Source organism: Arthrobacter sp. OV608, from assembly GCA_900110595.1.
In the GTDB taxonomy this organism is placed as follows: Bacteria; Actinomycetota; Actinomycetes; order Actinomycetales; family Micrococcaceae; genus Arthrobacter.
The window spans coordinates 410,473-428,218 of the sequence record FOEZ01000001.1 but is presented as its reverse complement, the minus strand read 5'-3'; the positions used below and the strand labels follow the sequence as shown (position 1 = coordinate 428,218).

Genomic DNA, 17,746 nt, shown 5'->3' with positions numbered 1-17,746 from the left:
GTCAGTTCTCCGCATTGTTGTCATTGGTACTGACGGCACTGCTGCCGGCCGCGCTGCGGGCTTCGGCAGCCGCAGGGCCCGCTGCCGCAGAATCCCCGGCTGTCTCCGGAGTGTCGGACGCCTCCGCAGTCACCGGTTCCTCCGGTTCTTCCGGCGCCATGGGGATCTCGCCCAAACCCAGGACACCCGGAACGTGTTCCCGGAGCTGGTCCAGGCTGACGGCTCCGTTACGCACCACACGCAGGAGGGGCCCGGTGGCGTCCACAATGGTGGAGGGCACGGCGGTCTCGCCTTCCTTCGGCCGGAAGCCGCCTTCGAGGTAGACCTCAACGGATTCTGCAAGTTGCTCGCGGGCAGCGGCGGCAGTTTGTCCCGGTGCCTGGCCGGTGCGGTTGGCAGAGGAGACGGCCAGCGGGCCGGTCAGTGTCAGCAGCTCAAGGGCGATGTCGTCGGCGGGCATGCGCAGGGCCACGGTCCCCTTGGTTTCGCCGAGGTCCCAGTCCAGCGACGGCTGCGCGTGCAGGATCAACGTCAATCCGCCGGGCCAGAATGCCTCGGCCAGCTTGCGGGCGTCAGCGGAGACGTCCGTGGCGAGCCCGTCCAGGGCGTTGAGGCGCGGAATGAGCACCGGTGGTGGCATGGTGCGGCTGCGCCCTTTTGACACCAGCAGCATGGTGACGGCCTGCGGTGAGAAGGCGTCGGCCCCGATGCCGTAAACCGTATCGGTGGGGAGCACGACGCACTTCTTTTCACTGATCGCGCGCTGTGCGTGCTCCAGGCCCCGTGCCCGCTCGTCATCACTGGTGCAGTTATAGGTTGTGGTCACTGGCCCATTCTTTCATTGCGTAGGGTCTGGTCCGCGAGCACGGCGCTGGTGGCGCGCTCCTTGCCGTTGAGGTCCCGGCGGGTGCTGATGCTGGTCCACGATCCTGACCGGCCCAGCATTGCCGCGATCCATTCCGCCTGGACTTCTGCATGTTCCATCACAAAGTAGCCGCCCGGCACCAGCAGCCGGGCAGCCGAGGCGGCTGCCGCCGTCGGAAGTTCCATACCGTCAGCTCCCCCGCCGTACAGTGCTTCCGGCGGGTCGTGCAGGGCTACTTCGGGCTCGTTGGGGATGGCCTCGGACGGGATGTACGGCGGGTTGGAAACCACGACGTCGACTGTCCCGTTCAGCTCCTGAAGTGCGTTCCGCAGGTCCCCCAGCACGAGGTGGACCCCCAGGGGCGCCAGGTTTTTCGCGGCCCAGGCGTGGGCGAAGGGGCTGAACTCCACGGCGTGGACTTCGGCGCCGGGCACTTCGTGGGCGATGGAACCGGCGATGGCGCCGGATCCCGTGCCCAGGTCCACGATCCGGGGATGCGCCATGTCCTTGACGTGGTCAATGACCAGCTGGACCACGGATTCGGTCTCGGGGCGGGGAATGAACACGCCGGGCCCCACGGCCAGCTCGAGGTAGCGGAAGTGCGCCACGCCGGTGATGTGCTGCAGCGGAATCCGGCTGGCCCGCTCGGCCACGAGGGCTTCGTAGCCTTCCGGTGCCGGCGTGTTGCCGAGCATCATGGCGCGGAGCCGGCCCAGTCCCACGTTCAGCAGGTGGTCGGCGAGCAGTTCCGCGTCCACGCGCGGGCTGGGAACACCGGCGTCGCGCAGGATTGCCGTGGCCGCGGTGACGGCGTCAGCGAGCGACTGGCCTGGCCCGAATGTCATGTCCTGAATGTCGTGTCCTGATGTCCAGGGCGGAACTAGTCGCCGATGGCGTCCAGGCGTGCCTGTTCGTCCATCTCGATCGCGGACTGGATGACCGGTTCCAGGTCGCCGTTCATGACCTGGTCAAGGTTGTAGGCCTTGTAGCCGGTGCGGTGGTCCGCGATGCGGTTTTCCGGGTAGTTGTAGGTGCGGATGCGCTCCGAGCGGTCCATGGTGCGGATCTGCGACTTCCGCTGGGCCGAGTTTTCGGCGTCGATCTGCTCCTGCTGGTGGGCCAGGATGCGGGCACGCAGGACGCGCATGCCGGCCTCGCGGTTCTGCAGCTGCGACTTTTCGTTCTGCATGGCCACCACAATGCCGGTGGGAAGGTGGGTGATGCGCACGGCTGAGTCGGTGGTGTTCACGGACTGGCCGCCCGGGCCGGATGACCTGTAGACGTCGATCTTGAGGTCGTTCTGGTTGATCTCGAGCTCTTCGGGTTCGTCCACTTCGGGCAGCACCAGCACGCCGGCGGCCGAGGTGTGGATACGGCCCTGCGATTCGGTGACCGGAACGCGCTGCACGCGGTGCACGCCGCCTTCGAACTTCAGCCGGGCATAGACGCCCTCGGCGGGATCGTTCGAACTGCCCTTCACGGCAACCTGGACGTCCTTGTAGCCGCCAAGGTCCGATTCGGTGGCGGAGATGATTTCAGTCTTCCAGCCGCGCGATTCCGCGTACCGGGTGTACATGCGCAGGAGGTCGCCGGCAAAGAGGGCAGCCTCGTCGCCGCCTTCACCACCCTTGACCTCAAGGATCACGTTGCGGGCGTCGTCAGGATCGCGCGGGATGAGCAGGCGGCGCAGTTTTGCGGCTGCAAGCTCAAGGGCTTCTTCCAGTTCAGGAACCTCGGCAGCGAACTCGGGATCCTCGTCAGCCATCTCCTTGGCCGCAGCAAGGTCGTCCCGGATGCCTTCCCACTTGTGGTAGGCCTCAACAATGCCATTAAGCTGAGCCGACCGCCGCCCCAGCTTGCGCGCAAGCCGCTGGTCAGCATAAACAGCAGGATCCCCCAGCTGCGCCTGGATAGCATCATGCTCATCAAGCAGGCCCTGTACGGACTCAAACATTTTTCAAAACCTCTTTCGACTTGTACAAGTCTAGTAACTGCAACGCGGGGTCACTTACAGCCCTCAAAACCCGCAAAGTTGGGCGATATCTGACTCCGCGTTGCCAGAAGGCGGCGGCAAGGCGACCAGACTGAACAGCCGTTCGGTTTTGCCGCCCCGGGAGCGTTCGCTGACTCCCAACCTTCGCAAGCTCAGGTCGGGGCCCTCGTCATCTCTCTTTCGGGCCTGCCGGAGCTGGGCGGCTAACGATCGAAGATCGAAAGCCGCCCAGCGTAGGGGCGGGGCGGCAAAACCGAACGACGAAGGCGGGGGCGGAAAATCCGTGCGGCACCCAGCCGCACGAACCTTCCGACACCCCGCCCCTAACTCAGCTACTTGTCGTTATCGGACTTCGCGCCAAGTGTTGTCTTCTGAACCTGCATCAGGAACTCAACGTTGCTTTGGGTCTCCCGGATCTTGTTGGTCAGGAGTTCAAGGCTCTGCTGGGTTTCGAGTCCGGAGAGGACGCGGCGCAGCTTCCACATGATCTTGACTTCCTCGGGCGAGAGCAGGTTCTCCTCGCGGCGGGTGCCGGACGCGTTGACGTCCACGGCCGGGAAGATGCGCTTGTCTGCCAGCTGGCGGGACAGGCGGAGCTCCATATTGCCGGTGCCCTTGAATTCTTCGAAGATGACTTCGTCCATCTTGGAGCCGGTTTCCACCAGGGCGGTGGCCAGGATGGTGAGCGAGCCGCCGTTTTCGATGTTGCGGGCTGCACCGAAGAAGCGCTTGGGCGGGTACAGCGCGGCGGAGTCCACGCCACCGGACAGAATGCGGCCCGAGGCCGGTGCTGCCAGGTTGTAGGCGCGGCCCAGGCGGGTCATGGAGTCCAGCAGGACCACCACGTCCATGCCCATTTCCACCAGGCGCTTGGCGCGTTCGATGGAGAGTTCGGCCACGGTGGTGTGGTCATCGGCGGGACGGTCGAAGGTAGAGGCAATGACCTCACCCTTGACGGTGCGCTGCATGTCCGTGACCTCTTCAGGCCGTTCGTCAACGAGCACCATCATGAGGTGGACCTCAGGATTGTTGGTGGTGATCGCGTTGGCGATGGACTGCAGGATGAGCGTCTTGCCGGCCTTCGGCGGCGAAACGATCAGGCCACGCTGGCCCTTGCCGATCGGGGCGACGAGGTCGATGACGCGGGGGCCGATCTTCTTGGGATCGGTCTCCAGGCGCAGCCGCTCGGACGGGTACAACGGGACCAGCTTGGCGAACTCGACGCGGTCCTTGAGCTCTTCGGCGGTCTTGCCGTTGACGGAGGTGACGCGGACGAGGGCGTTGAACTTCTGGCGGGCGGACTGCTGGCTGCGGTCTTCGCCGTCACGCGGGGCACGGATGGCGCCTACGACGGCGTCGCCCTTGCGGAGGTTGTACTTCTTGACCTGGGCCAGGGAGACGTAAACGTCGTTGGGGCCGGGCAGGTAGCCGGAAGTACGGATGAAGGCGTAGTTCTCGAGGACGTCGAGGATGCCTGCAACGGGCAGCAGGACGTCGTCCTCGGTGACCTCGACGTCGTCGACGTCCGGTCCCTGGGCGCGTCCGCGGCGGCGGTCGTTGCGGTCGCGGAAGCGGTCGTTGCGGGAGCTGTTGTCCCGGTCCTGGCCACCGGAGCGGTCGTTGCGGTCGTTCCGGTCGCGGCGGTTGCGGCGGTTGCGGCGGCTGCCGCCGTCGGAATCATCGCTGTCGCGGGTGTCGCGGGCATCCTCGCGGCGGGCGCCTTCGCGCTGGCCTGCCTCGCGGCTGCCGGCGTTGTCCCGGCCGCTGTCGCCGTCACGGGTGTCCCGGCCACGTCCGCGGCCGCCTTCGCGGCGGTCGGTGCGCTGGCCGGCTTCTTCGGTTTCAGTGCGGTCGGCAGTGCGCTGCTCTGTGCGCGGCTCCGCCGTACGCTGCTCGGTGGTGCGCGCTTCACCAGTCCGCTGTTCAGCTGTGCGCTGCTCGGCGTCGGCCTGCTCTGCAGGTGCCTCGGCGGCTTCTGCCGCCTGCGGTGCTGCCACAACTGCTTCGCCGCGGCGGCGGTTGCGGGTGCGGGGCTGGCGGCGTTCGGCAGCGCCTTCAGTTGCTTCGGGAGCTTCCGCGGCGGCGGGAGCCTCAACCGGAGCGGCCGGGGCTTCGGCGGCTGCATCAGCAGCTGCCGGTGCCACAACTCCGTCGCTGACGGCACGGCGGCTGCGGCCGCGGCCCCGGGCACGGGTGCCTTCGGCGGGCGCTTCCGTGGTTTCGGCCGGCGCGGCGGCTGCAGGTGCAGCAACAGCGGTAGCTGCCGGTGCGGCGACGCTTTCGGTGCGCTTTGCGGCTGACTTGGCCGGGGCCTTAGTCACGGGAGTACCGGCGCGGTGGGCGGAGATGGCCGCAACCAGGTCCCCCTTGCGCATCCGGGAACCGCCGGAGATCCCGAGCTGGCTGGCGAGTGCCTGCAGCTGGGCGAGCTTCAGGCCGGCAAGGCCGCTGCTCTTGGCGGGTGCTGCCGAATCGGCAGCAGAAGATGATAGTTCCACAGCTGGCGACAGCTCAGTGGTTTCGGTCACGAAGGATCCTTCCCCCTCGACGGCGTCCAGACGAGGAGCTGGGCGCGATGATTTGATCTGGGCTGCAGTTCAGATCTGCAGCCGGGATTGTACGGCCTTGCCGGATGAAATATCGGCCAGCAGGGCCGGATACTGATTCACGCTGCGCTCCGCCCAAGGTGGAACTGTGGACTGACGTTTCAGGGGCAGTTTCGAATGCTGCAGATTCCTGCGACAGACCAAGCAGGTGGCACCGGAATAGATTGCGCAGTAGGAGATCAGGTTGCAACTAAGTGCAGAAGCAGATCAGATAGGCGTCAATTACCGCCGGTGCAACTCCACCTTAGCACCTTCAACGTCCACTGCCAGCTTCAGAACACGCCATCGGATGTCCGGCGTGTTCGCTTCGGTGAACTCTTCGATGAAAGCAACGACGGCGGCCGCTTCAGCCTGTCCGTCGGCCAGGACCAGCACCGTCGGCCCGGCGCCTGAGACAACTGCTGCGTGGCCGGCCGTGCGGAGCGCCGAGATGAGGGCGGCGCTGGGGCGCATGGCCTCTGCGCGGTAACTCTGGTGGAGGTAGTCCTCGGTACCGGCAAGCAGGAATTCCGGTTTGGTGGTGAGCGCGTGGATCAGCAGGGCGGCGCGCCCGGCGTTCATGGCTGCAGCGTGGTGCCCCACAGATGCCGGCAGCAGCGCCCGTGCCGTTTCCGTGGACAGCTCGAAGTCCGGAACCGCGACCACCGGCACCACAGACCCGGACACGGCCGCACTGGTGCTGCTGTACTGGTCACTGTCCTGCCACGACAGCGCCAGTCCGCCGAAAATGGCTGGTGCCACGTTGTCCGGGTGGCCCTCGAGTTCGCTGGTGAGCTGGAGGATCCAGTCCTTTCCACGGCGGCTTGCCGCCGGTACCAGCGCGTTGGCTGCCGAAATTGCTGCCACCACCGCCGACGCTGAGGAACCCAGGCCGCGGCCGTGCGGAACAACGTTTTCCGCTGTCACCTTGATCCCGCCGTGCCGGAAGCCCAGCCGTTCGAAGGCAGCTTCCATCGCACGGATGACCAGGTGGCTGGCGTCCCGGGGCAGCGTTTCTGCGCCTTCGCCGGCGAGGTCGAACAGGAGTTCCTCGGATTCGAGGCTCTCCACCGTCAGGGTGTCGTGCAGCGCCAGGGCCAGGCCCAGGCTGTCGTAGCCCGGGCCCAGGTTGGCGGTGGTGGCCGGAACGCGCACGGTGACGCTCTGTCCGGCTTCAATGAGCTGCACGCCGACGGTGGCCTGCGGGGTGGTGTCCAAGGCTATTTTTCTTCCAGTCCCAGTTCAGCAGCAACGGTGACAACGTCGTTGGAGACCTTGACCGGCTGGACGTCGCTGCCGTCCTCGGTGCGCAGGGCCCACTGGGGGTCCTTCAGGCCGTGGCCGGTGACCGTGATGACGATGGTTTTGCCGGACGGCACCTCGCCGGCGGCGTGCTTCTTGAGCAGGCCTGCGACGCCGGCCGCGGAACCGGGCTCCACGAAGACGCCTTCGCGTGCGGACAGCCAGCGGTGGGCGTTGAGGATTTCCTCGTCCGTGACGGCGTCGATGAATCCGCCGGACTCATCGCGGGCAGCGATGGCGCCGTCCCAGGAAGCTGGGTTGCCGATCCGGATGGCGGTGGCGATGGTGTCCGGTTCCGTGATGGGGTGGCCGGCAACGAACGGCGCGGCCCCGGCTGCCTGGAAACCCCACATCGCGGGAGTTTTGGTGGAGACGGCGGGCAGGGTGCCGGCAGTCTCGGACTCGAAGGGAGCGGAGTACTCCTTGTAGCCCTTCCAGTAGGCGGTGATGTTACCGGCGTTGCCGACCGGCAGGACGTGGATGTCCGGGGCGTCGCCCAGGGCGTCCACGATCTCGAAGGCACCGGTCTTTTGGCCCTGGATGCGGGCGGGGTTGACGGAGTTGACCAGGAAGACAGGGTAGGACTCCCCCAGCTTCCGGGCGATGTCCAGGCAGTTGTCGAAGTTGCCGTCCACCTGGAGCAGCGTGGCGCCGTGCGCGATCGCCTGGCTGAGCTTGCCCATGGAGATCTTGCCTTCGGGCACCAGCACAGCGCACTTCAGGCCGGCCGCGGTTGCGTATGCTGCGGCTGAGGCGGAGGTGTTGCCGGTGGAGGCGCACACAACGGCCTTGGCCCCGGCGGCCACGGCGGCGGTCATGGCCATGGTCATGCCGCGGTCCTTGAAGGAGCCCGTGGGGTTCATGCCTTCCACCTTCAGGTACACCTCCGAGCCCGTGAGCTCTGAAAGCTTCTGCGCGTGCACCAGCGGGGTGCCGCCTTCACCCAGGGTGATGACCCTGGTGGATTCCGTCACGGGCAGACGGTCAGCGTATTCGCGGATGACACCGCGCCATTGGTGAGCCACTTAGACTCCTTCTACCCGCAGAACGGATGTAACTGAATTGATGACGTCCAGGCCCTTCACGGCCTCGACGGTGGCTGCAAGGGCAGCCTCTGACGCGCGGTGCGTAACGATCCGCAGTTCGGCCGACTCAACGTTGGACTCGGCGTCGCGGTGGATGGTCTGCCGCATGATTTCAATGGACACGCCGTGCTCGGCAAACAGCTGGGCGATCCTTGCCAGGACGCCCGGCTCATCCGCAACGTCGAGGCCGATGTAGTAGCTGGTGACGGCCGCGTCGATGGGCAGCGCAGGTACATGGCCGGTGGTGGTTTCGGTGCGTCCCGGGCCACCGAGGACCAGGCGGCGGGCAGCGGAAACGAGGTCGCCCAGTACGGCAGATGCCGTGGGGGTTCCGCCGGCGCCCTGGCCGTAGAACATCAGCTCGCCGGCGTTTTCCGCCTCGATGAATACGGCGTTAAAGGCCCCGCGGACGGCGGCCAGCGGGTGCTCGCGCGGCAGGAGCGTGGGGTGGACGCGGACGGACACGCCCTCGCCGCCTTCGGCATCACTGAGCTTCTCTGCAATCGCCAGCAGCTTGATGACGAAACCCGCATCCTTGGCAGCGGCGATGTCCGCGGCACTGACGGAGGTGATGCCTTCGCAGTGCACATTCTCGAGGGCGAACCGGGTGTGGAACGAAAGTGACGCGAGGATCGCGGCCTTCGCGGCGGCGTCGTGGCCCTCGATGTCGGCAGTGGGGTCCGCTTCCGCGTAGCCAAGGCGCTGCGCTTCGGCCAGGGCGTCGGCGAACTGGGCCCCGGTGGAGTCCATCTGGTCCAGGATGTAGTTGGTGGTGCCGTTGACGATGCCCAGCACGCGGGTGATCCGGTCACCGGACAGGCTGTCGCGGATGGGGCGCAGGATGGGAATGGCGCCGGCCACGGCTGCTTCGTAGGACAGCTGGACGTGGGCCTTGTCAGCCTCTTCGTAGAGCGTGGGGCCATCCTGGGCGAGGAGTGCCTTGTTGCCGGTGACCACGCAGGCGCCGTTGCGCAGCGCGGAGAGGATCAACGTGCGGGCAGGCTCGATGCCGCCCATCAGTTCGATCACCAGGTCCGCGTCCTTGACCAGGGTCTCGGCGTCCGTGGTGAACAGTTCCTGGGGCAGGTCCACGTCGCGGCGGGAGTTGACGTTGCGCACCGCAATCCCGCTGAGCTGCAGGCGGGCACCGGTGCGGGCGGCAAGGGCGTCGGCATCCTCAATGAGAATCCGCGCAACCTGGGCCCCAACGTTGCCACAGCCCAGCAGGGCTACTTTCAGGGTTCGCATTTCCGTCATTCAGGCTCCCATGTCGCGGTTCAGCAGATCTTCTTCGGTTTCCCCGCGGACAATCAGCCGGGCAGATCCGTCGCGCACCGCGACAACGCCCGGCCGGGCCAGATAGTTGTAGTTGCTTGACAGGGCCCAGCAGTAGGCGCCGGTCCCCGGTACAGCAAGCAGATCACCGGCTGCCACGTCCTCGGGCAGATATACATCTCTAACAACTATGTCGCCGCTCTCGCAATGTTTGCCCACCACGCGGGACAGCTGGGGCGCGGCGGAGGACGTGCGGGAGGCCAGGACGGCCGAATAATCCGCGTCGTACAGCACCGGACGGGCGTTATCGCTCATGCCGCCATCCACCGAAACATACCGGCGCGGATACGTAACGTTGTTGCCGCCGTCACTGGCAGTTCCGGGCGCATCCACACGCACGGTCTTCAGGGTTCCCACCTCATACAGGGTGAAGGTGGTGCTGCCCACGATGGCGCGTCCCGGCTCAATGGAGATGCGGGGGGCCTCAATGCCCAGCTCAGCGCAGGTGGAGCGCACGACGGCGGCCATCGCCGTCGCGATCTCTGCGGCAGGGCGGGGGGTGTCCACCGGGGTGTAGGCGATGCCGTAGCCGCCGCCGAGATCAAGTTCCGGCATCACGATGGAGTACTTTTCCTGCATGGCGGCGAGGAAACGGAGCAGCTTCTCGGCGGCCATGGCGAAGCCGTCCGGTTCGAAGATCTGGGAGCCGATGTGGCAGTGCAGTCCCAGCAGTTCGATGCCCGGGTGGGCGGACGCTGCCGCAACGGCTTCCTCCGCGGCTGACAGGCCTGCCTGCCCGGTGGTGTCCTCCGCCATGGAGAGGCCGAACTTCTGGTCCTCGTGGGCGGTGGCGATGAACTCGTGGGTGTGGGCATGCACGCCGGGAGTGAGCCGCAGCATGACCTTTGCCCGGTCACCACGGGCCTGGGCGATGGCCCCGACCCGTTCCAGCTCGGCCAGGCTGTCCACCACAATGCGGCCCAGCTTCATGTCCAGCGCACGGTTGATCTCGGCGTCGGACTTGTTGTTGCCGTGCAGGGCGACGCGCTCCCCCCGGATCCCGGCTCGGGCGGCCACGGCCAGTTCGCCGCCGGAGGCGGTGTCCAGGCGCAGCCCTTCCTCCTCCACCCACTTCACCACAGCGGTGCACAGGAACGATTTACCGGCGTAGTAAACGTCCACGCCGCCGCAAATGTCCGCGAAGGCTGCATCGAACGAATCCTTGAACGCGCGTGCCCGGGAACGGAAGTCCGACTCGTCCATCACGAACAATGGAGTGCCGAACTGTTCCTTCAGGGCGGCAACGGAAACGCCGGCAACTGCCAGGCCGCCGTCGTCGTTCCGTTCAACGGTCCTGGCCCACATCGGTTCCTGCAGGGCATTCAGGTCCTCGGGGACTGCAAGCCATTCGGGCGCCAAGGGGGACGCAGTGTTGCCGGTCTGTACAGACATTTCCGTCACATCCGTTCCGGCGCCGAAACGCCGAGCAGGTCCAGGCCGTTCGCCAGTACCTGGCTGGTGGCATCGTTGAGCCATAGCCGGGTGCGGTTCACGTCGGTCACCGGTTCCTCGCCCATCGGCGCAATGCGGCAGGCGTCGTACCAGCGGTGGTAGGCGCCGGCGATCGCTTCGAGGTGTCGCGCCACGCGGTGCGGCTCGCGCAGTTCGGCGGCCTTGGCCACGATGGAAGGGTAGCTGCCCAGGTAGGAGAGCAGTTCGTTCTCGGTAGCGTGGTCCAGGAGCGCGGCGTCGAAGCTGTCTTTGCCGTCCACCTGGCGCTCCACCCCGGCAGCCACCGCGTTGCGGGCGGCGCCGCGGGAGCGGGCATGGGCGTACTGCACGTAGAACACCGGGTTTTCGTTGCTGTGCTTCTTCAGCAGCTCGGGGTCCAGCGTCAGCGGCGAATCGGCCGGGAAGCGTGCCAGCGAGTAGCGGACAGCATCCTTGCCGAGCCAGTCGATGAGGTCCTTGAGTTCGATGATGTTGCCGGCGCGCTTGGAAAGCTTGGCGCCGTTCACGGACACGAGCTGGCCGATCAGCACCTCGATGTTCACCTCGGGGTCGTCTCCGGCAGCGGCAGCGATGGCCTTGAGGCGGTTGATGTACCCGTGGTGGTCCGCGCCGAGCAGGTAGATCTTCTCGGTGAAGCCGCGGTCCTTCTTGGAAAGGTAGTAGGCAGCGTCAGCGGCAAAGTAGGTGGGTTCGCCGTTGGCCCGGATCATCACGCGGTCCTTGTCGTCGCCAAAGTCCGTGGTCCGCAGCCAGACGGCACCGCCGTCGTCGAACACGTGGCCCTGCTCGCGAAGGCGGGCAACGGCACTTTCGATAGCGCCGGCGTCGTGCAGTTCCTGCTCCGAGAAGAACACATCGAACTCGACGCCGAAGTCCGCCAGGGTGTCCTTGATGTCCTTCATCTGGGCTTCATACGCGGCCGTGCGGATGACCGGCAGCGCGGCAACTTCGGTGAGTTCGCGGATGTCCGGGTGTGCGGTGAGCACCTCGTGGCCAAGGTCAGCGATGTACTGTCCGGGGTATCCGCCGTCGGGCACGGGGAGGCCGTGCAGGCGGGAGTACACGGAGGTGGCAAAGGTGTTCATCTGCGAGCCGGCGTCGTTGATGTAGTACTCGGCCGTGACGTCCGCTCCGGAGGCGCGAAGCACGCGCGCAATGGCGTCGCCTAACGCGGCCCAGCGCGTATGGCCGATGTGCAGGGGGCCGGTGGGGTTGGCGGAGACGAACTCCATATTCACCGTGTGCCCGGCGAGCGCCGTGTTGGTTCCGTACTGCTTGCCGGCCTCAACGATGACCTTGGCGAGCGCGCCGGCCGTGGCAGCATCCACGGTGATGTTCAGGAAGCCCGGCCCGGCGATATCCACCGCGGAAACGCCGTCGATCGATTTAAGCCGCGCGCTCAGCATAGTGGCAAACTCGCGCGGGTTGGTGCCGGCCTGCTTGGCAAGCTGCAGGGCAATGTTGGTGGCCCAGTCTCCGTGCTCGCGGTTCTTGGGCCGCTCCACGCGTACCTCGTCTGGCACTGCTGATGCTGAAAGGGCGATCTCGCCGGCGGCGACGGCGTCTTTCAGGCAGGCGGATATGGCGAGGGAGAGTTCTTCGGGAGTCACCCCTCTAGCCTACCGGGGCTGGTGACAGCAAAAGAATTGGGACGTTCAGCGCCGTGACAGGCATTCCACAGGAAATACACAAGCCAGCTACAAGGTGAACCAATACGCTGGGTTTGACGTTGACACCTCCGTAAACACTGCCACGAACACTTAAACGAAATGAGAGCCTTGATGAGACCGTCAGTCCGCAAGAGTGTTTTCGCCGGAATCGCCGGCCTGTCCCTCGCTGGAACCGTAGCCGGATGCGCGCCTTCCGCCGCCGAGAGCACACCCGCCGCCCCCGGAGGCAACGCCGCGGAGACTTCCGCCGCAACCCCGTCAGGCGGGACGTCCTCGCTGGCCAGCAGCGGTTCCACGTACAAGGACGGAACCTACAGCGCTGATGGAAATTACGTTTCCCCCAATGGAACGGAGACGGTGGGGGTGGAACTTACCCTGGCCGGTGACACCGTCACGGGCGTCAACATCACCCAGCACCCGTCCAACCCGAACACCCGCAAGTTCCAGGGGCAATTCGCCGGCGGCATTGCGGCGCAGATCGTGGGCAAGAACATCGACGAACTTAATGTCTCCAAAGTGGCCGGTTCTTCGCTGACCAGCGGCGGGTTCAACCAGGCAGTGGACAAGATCAAGCAGGAGGCGCAGTAGCCTGTGCCGGATGCGGACTGGGAGGATTTTGCGTTCGAAGGGATCGGGACGCAGTGGGAGATTTCCACGCCCGTTCCGCTGAGCGGGCCGGTCAGGGCGCGCCTGGCGGAACGGGTGGAGCGTTTCGACGCCGAGTGGTCCCGTTTCCGTTCCGATTCCCGCGTCAGCGCCCTCGCCCGCAGGCCGGGAAGTTATGAGTTTGCGGATGAGGCCGTTCGGCTGGGTGCCCTGTACAGGACCCTGTACGGCATGACCGACGGCGCGATGACCCCGCTGATCGGCGCTTCCCTTGAGCGGCTGGGGTACGACGCCGGATATTCCCTTAAGCCCTCGGGCTCCCCTTTGGCGGCGCCGCCCTGGGACGCGGTCCTGGAGTGGGCAGGTACCACCATCACCACCACTGCCCCGGTGGTGCTGGATATCGGGGCTGCGGGTAAAGGCCTGCTGGTTGACCTGCTCGCGGACGAGCTTCTTGCCGAAGGGCTGGATGCATTCATCATCGATGCCAGCGGCGATTTGCTTGCGTGCGGTCCACTGCCCACCGAGGTGGCGTTGGAGCATCCCTACAATCCTGCACAGGCCATTGGAATCGTTCCCTTGGCGGACCGGGCCCTGTGTGCTTCTGCTTCCAACCGCCGTGCCTGGGGTGACGGACTGCACCACATGCTGGACGGCACCACCGGGCAATCAGTCAGGACCGCCGTCGCCACCTGGGCCCTGGCGGACACCGCGATGCTGGCGGACGCACTGGCCACTGCCCTGTTCTTTGTCCCGGGAGACCAGCTCCAGGAGGAATTCGATTTCTCCTGGCTCACTGTGTTTTCCGACGGCAGCGCGGCCCGCTCCGCCGACTTTGAAGGGACACTGTTCACATGAGCCCTGTTGAAACACCAAAAGCCGGATCGGTCCCCTCCGTGGCAGGACGGCTGGATACCATCCTGGGCCGCTTCACGATGTACCGGCTGATCCTCCTGGTCCTCGCGACGCTTGCCGCCTACAGCCTGTTGCTCAATGTCCTGGGCTGGCTGACTTTTGGTATCCCCGAGATGCTGGGCCACCTGGTTTTGTGCCTTGGCTTGACTTACGCCTCGAACAGGGCCCTGGCCGCGCTGTTCGGTGTACGGCCGCACTCGGAGTCCTCGCTGATCACCGGCCTGTTGCTGTACTTCCTGTTCTGGCCGTCTTTTGTGCCCACCGATGTGGCCGGCATCGCGCTGGCATGCGTGCTGGCGTCGGCGTCGAAGTACGCGCTCGCCTGGCGCGGGCGGCACGTCTTCAATCCCGCGGCTGCAGGCGCCTTCGTGGCAGGCCTCACGGGGCTCAACATCGCAACGTGGTGGGCGGCTACACCGGCCATGCTGTGGCTGCTGGTTCCCGGCGTCCTCCTGGTCCTGTACCGCACCCGGAAGTTCCTGATGGCCACGGTGTTCCTCGTGGTGGCTATCGCCATCATCAGCCAGGAACTGCTGCAGGCCGGCATGTCGGCAGGAATGGCCTTGTGGCAGGCTCTTGCCCAGCGGCCGCTGCTGTTCTTTGTGGGGTTCATGCTTACCGAGCCGCTGACCTTGCCGCCCCGCAGGTCGCAGCAACTGGGGTTGGCTGCTGTGGTGGGCGTGGCCTTTGCGGTTCCCTACAATTTCGGGTTCCTCGCGAATTCACCCGAGGCTGCGCTGTTGCTGGGCAATCTGTTGGCCTTTTTGGTGGGCCAGCGGGGCGGCGTGAGGCTGACGTTCGCCGGGTCCAGGCCACTGACGCCCAGCACCACCGAATTCTCCTTCGAGCCCTCCCGCCCGGTCCGCTTCCTGCCAGGACAGTACATGGAGCTGGACCTTCCGCACGCGAAGGCGGACGGAAAGGGACGACGACGGGTGTTCAGTTTGACCGGTTCCCCGGGTGATCGCCTGGTGAAGTTTGACGTGCGGACAGCCGAGCCCGTGTCCGCCGCCAAGAAGGTCCTGCTTTCCTTGAAGCACGGCGATGCGGTGACAGCCACATCGGTGGGCGGCGACTTTGTGCTCCCCCGCGATCCCCGGAAGCCAGTGCTTCTGATTGCTGCCGGGATCGGCATCACGCCGTTCCTTTCGCATATCTCCTCCGGCGGACTGCGGGACCGCGACGCCGTCCTCGTCCTGCTCGCCAGGAGTGCCGACGAGCTTGCCTACGCTGACGAGCTGATCGCGGCAGGCGTTCGCGTGGTCGCCCGGATCGCGGATGGCTCGGAGCCCCCCGCGCACATCTCTGCCTTCCCGGCGGACGGATCCGCGCTGAAGGGGGAAGCCCTCAAGGCCGCGGTCCCGGATGTGGCCGAGCGCGATGTGTATATTTCGGGTTCCCCGGCCAGCGTCGCCTCTTTGCGGCGGGCGGCGCGCCAGGCCGGCGCGCGGCGCGTGCATGTGGACTCGTTCTCCGGGTACTGATGTCCGAAGCCTCGTGGTCTTGATAGCTGGCCTTTGCAGGCTGCAGTTGCTGGCCTGGGCTGGCTTTGAAGGACTCGCGGCGGGGGCGATTTTCCCTTGCGGGCCACCTTACTGCTAAGCTCTAGGACGTCCCGCCAGCAACGGCAGGAACCCCGGATTGCCCTCGTAGCTCAGGGGATAGAGCGTCTGCCTCCGGAGCAGAAGGTCGTAGGTTCGAATCCTATCGAGGGCACCATCTGAAGCACCCTGGCCACACGGCCGGGGTGCTTCTTTGTTTTCCGTATCAGATGGCGGCTAACCCGCTAACCCCTAATCCGCTAACCCCAGGTGGCCGGCCTACAGGGTTGGGTTAGCAGGGGTGATAGCGGGTCGTTGGGCGGGCTGTCTCCCGACAGGAACCAGTCCGCGAAGGTCTCTTCTGGAATCTCATCTTGAAAAAGTTCATGGGGGAAAGGTGGTTCGTCCGGCGGAGGACAGACTTCGGAAGGGTCCTCCGGCGGTATCGGTACTCCGGCAAGGTCATCGGCCGGTTCCCATTGGTCGAGGAGGTCATCGAAGGCGCGGATGCTTTCCGGCACGGCGGAGTCTGGCCAGTGGGGTGGTTCCCAGTCCTGGTGTTCGCTTTTGTAGTGCCTGCCGGTGGGTGAGGTCCAGCCGGGTGGTTCGGTTTTGCTGGCCGGGGTGGGTTTCCAGCCGCTCGTGTGGCGCAGCTTGTGATGTTTCGGGCAGGGCTGTCCCAGGTTGCTGATCCCGGTGCTGCCGCCCTGATGCCAGGCCAGGATATGGTCAGCCTCGTTGTCGAGCGAGTTGTTGTTGCAGCCGGGGAACGGGCATTTGCCGTCCCGCAACCGAAGCCAGTTCCGCATCGCCTTGCTCACCCGGTAGTTCGTGCGGCCGATCTCCAGCGGCGCCCCATCCCGCCGATCCACCAGAACCCGGTAGAACGAGGCCGCGCCATCGGCGACGAGCCTGCGTGCCATCGAAGGCGGGATGGGTCCGTGCCCGTCCAGCACCGCCGGCTCGTCGGTCATTCCCATCAGCGAGCACACCGGCACCGTGACCAGCACCTGCGCCCGGATCCCCGAGAATGGGCCGGACGCTGTTCCTGCACCGCTTCCATCACCGGCAAATTCGCCGCCACCCGCGTCGTTAGCCCCGCAACTGCCGACACTGCTGTCGCCGCCAGTATTGTCCGTCTCGTCGTTCCCGGCACTGGCGTGCCCGCCGGTCCTGTCAGCACCATCGCTGACACCGCTTGCGCTGATGTCATCGCCAGCCCCGCGGCCGCCGCCGCCATTGTCGCCGGCTGTGGTGCCGGTGTTCAGGAGCGATTCGGTGAAGGTGTCGGCTTTAATCTCGGGCAGGCTGCGGGGCTCGGTGGGGCCTTGCTTGCCGCGGGCGATGGCGGTGAGCCGGTTCCAGATTGCTGAGGCATGGTCTGCTGGCAGGAGTGCAGCGACCCAGGCCATCCCGTCGTTGTCCGGCCAGTACTCCACCCGCCGGTCCGCCACACCCTTGGCGTGGCGTTTTTCCAGGCTTTCAGGGTGGTGGCGTTCCCGCCAGGTCCTGGCCCTGGCCTTGAACCGGTACGCCGGCATTTCCCCGACCGGGCACCCGCGGGCCGCGCCCGGCGCATCCGGGTCCAAGAAATGGGCCTCCAACGCCGCCGCCGCAGCAGGGTCCAGGCAGGAGGTCTGCTCCACCATGGTCCGGGCGTGCGCCCAAGACATCGTCCCGGCCTGCAACGCCGCCAACGCCCGCGGCAACGACGTGGTCAACGCGTGGGACTCTGCCAGCAGCGCACCCGCGGCCCGGTCGCCGATCGCCAGCGCACACCCGACCTCAGCCACCAGGCTCCGCTCCTGCGCCGACGCCTCATAAGGAGACGACGCCGGACCGTTCAACGCCTTCGTGGCCCCGGCAAGGACTGCAACCGCCAGCGCCTTCACCGCCGCGATCTTCGCCTCCGACCGGCCCAGCGCCGCGAGAACATCCACCGCCGCATCAGCCAACCGCTGCACCGGATCATCAAACCCCAACGGCTCAACACCAGCGGTGCCACCAACAGCGCCGGAGGTATCCGGGCAGGACCTCGCAGCATCCGGGCCGGACCCAGCAGTATCCTGACCTCTCAGTGCAGCCATAAACGCAGCGACCGAAGCATCAACCACCGCCTCCGCCTGCACCACCGCCGAGTTCGTTTCCATACCCCCATCATCCTGCGAGGGTCTGACAAAACCAGACGCCTCCGAACACGCAGCGAGCGCACCAGCGACCTCCTCCACCTGCACCACCGCCGAGTTCGTTTCCATAGCCCCATCATCGTGAGGGGGTCTGACAAAACCAGACGCCTCTGTGCGCCCGATGAAACCGGCCAGCAAACACTTGCAGGCGGCAGACTCCGACGCAGTGTGCAGATGCATTGTCGGCGTGGCCCTGCCTGCTCCACCGCTT

13 protein-coding genes and 1 tRNA gene are annotated in these 17,746 nt (G+C 66.1%); 4 read left to right on the top strand and 10 right to left on the bottom strand.

Annotated features, from left to right (window positions below; all coding sequences use genetic code 11):
* Position 1: 1 nt before the first annotated feature.
* The 9 genes from BMX78_RS02005 to argS all read right to left on the bottom strand — a co-directional run bounded on the left by BMX78_RS02005 (position 2) and on the right by argS (position 12,227).
* Complete coding sequence (locus BMX78_RS02005) at positions 2–826, bottom strand: L-threonylcarbamoyladenylate synthase (protein ID WP_255470826.1); 825 nt, start codon at positions 824–826, stop codon at positions 2–4.
* Positions 823–1,710: a peptide chain release factor N(5)-glutamine methyltransferase gene (gene prmC, locus BMX78_RS02000; protein ID WP_091415691.1), complete on the bottom strand. Its 888-nt coding sequence runs from the start codon at positions 1,708–1,710 to the stop codon at positions 823–825. The genes BMX78_RS02005 and prmC overlap by 4 nt, the downstream gene beginning before the upstream one ends.
* Positions 1,711–1,745: 35 nt before the next feature.
* Positions 1,746–2,819: a peptide chain release factor 1 gene (gene prfA, locus BMX78_RS01995; protein WP_091415689.1), complete on the bottom strand. Its 1,074-nt coding sequence runs from the start codon at positions 2,817–2,819 to the stop codon at positions 1,746–1,748.
* 371 nt (positions 2,820–3,190) lie between these two features.
* Positions 3,191–5,386, bottom strand: a complete 2,196-nt coding sequence (gene rho / locus BMX78_RS01990; protein WP_091415688.1) for a transcription termination factor Rho — start codon at positions 5,384–5,386, stop codon at positions 3,191–3,193.
* A gap of 300 nt (positions 5,387–5,686) precedes the next feature.
* On the bottom strand, positions 5,687–6,661 hold the full coding sequence (thrB, locus tag BMX78_RS01985) for a homoserine kinase (protein WP_091415686.1): 975 nt from the start codon (positions 6,659–6,661) through the stop codon (positions 5,687–5,689).
* Positions 6,662–6,663: 2 nt separating this feature from the next.
* Positions 6,664–7,770, bottom strand: a complete 1,107-nt coding sequence (gene thrC / locus BMX78_RS01980; RefSeq protein ID WP_091415685.1) for a threonine synthase — start codon at positions 7,768–7,770, stop codon at positions 6,664–6,666.
* A complete protein-coding gene (locus BMX78_RS01975) occupies positions 7,771–9,087 on the bottom strand; it encodes a homoserine dehydrogenase (RefSeq protein WP_091415683.1) in 1,317 nt (438 codons plus the stop codon).
* Positions 9,088–10,557 carry a diaminopimelate decarboxylase gene (gene lysA / locus BMX78_RS01970; protein WP_091416048.1) on the bottom strand — a complete coding sequence of 490 codons (1,470 nt, stop codon included), beginning with the start codon at positions 10,555–10,557 and terminating at the stop codon, positions 9,088–9,090.
* Positions 10,558–10,562: 5 nt separating this feature from the next.
* Positions 10,563–12,227 (bottom strand): arginine--tRNA ligase, encoded by a 1,665-nt coding sequence (gene argS / locus BMX78_RS01965; RefSeq protein ID WP_091415681.1) that lies wholly within the window; start codon positions 12,225–12,227, stop codon positions 10,563–10,565.
* 171 nt (positions 12,228–12,398) lie between these two features.
* On the opposite strand from argS, the gene BMX78_RS01960 reads away from it, so the two are divergent.
* The 4 genes from BMX78_RS01960 (at position 12,399) to BMX78_RS01945 (ending at position 15,527) form a co-directional block, all read left to right on the top strand.
* Positions 12,399–12,875 carry an FMN-binding protein gene (locus tag BMX78_RS01960; protein WP_091415678.1) on the top strand — a complete coding sequence of 159 codons (477 nt, stop codon included), beginning with the start codon at positions 12,399–12,401 and terminating at the stop codon, positions 12,873–12,875.
* 3 nt (positions 12,876–12,878) lie between these two features.
* Positions 12,879–13,751, top strand: coding sequence for an FAD:protein FMN transferase (locus tag BMX78_RS01955; RefSeq protein WP_091415676.1), 873 nt, complete (start codon positions 12,879–12,881; stop codon positions 13,749–13,751).
* On the top strand, positions 13,748–15,292 hold the full coding sequence (locus BMX78_RS01950; protein ID WP_091415675.1) for an FAD-dependent oxidoreductase: 1,545 nt from the start codon (positions 13,748–13,750) through the stop codon (positions 15,290–15,292). The genes BMX78_RS01955 and BMX78_RS01950 overlap by 4 nt, the downstream gene beginning before the upstream one ends.
* 159 nt (positions 15,293–15,451) lie before the next feature.
* Positions 15,452–15,527 (top strand) — tRNA-Arg (locus BMX78_RS01945).
* A gap of 82 nt (positions 15,528–15,609) precedes the next feature.
* Here BMX78_RS01945 and BMX78_RS01940 read toward each other — a convergent pair.
* On the bottom strand, positions 15,610–17,499 hold the full coding sequence (locus BMX78_RS01940; protein WP_286138743.1) for an HNH endonuclease signature motif containing protein: 1,890 nt from the start codon (positions 17,497–17,499) through the stop codon (positions 15,610–15,612).
* Positions 17,500–17,746 lie beyond the last annotated feature (247 nt).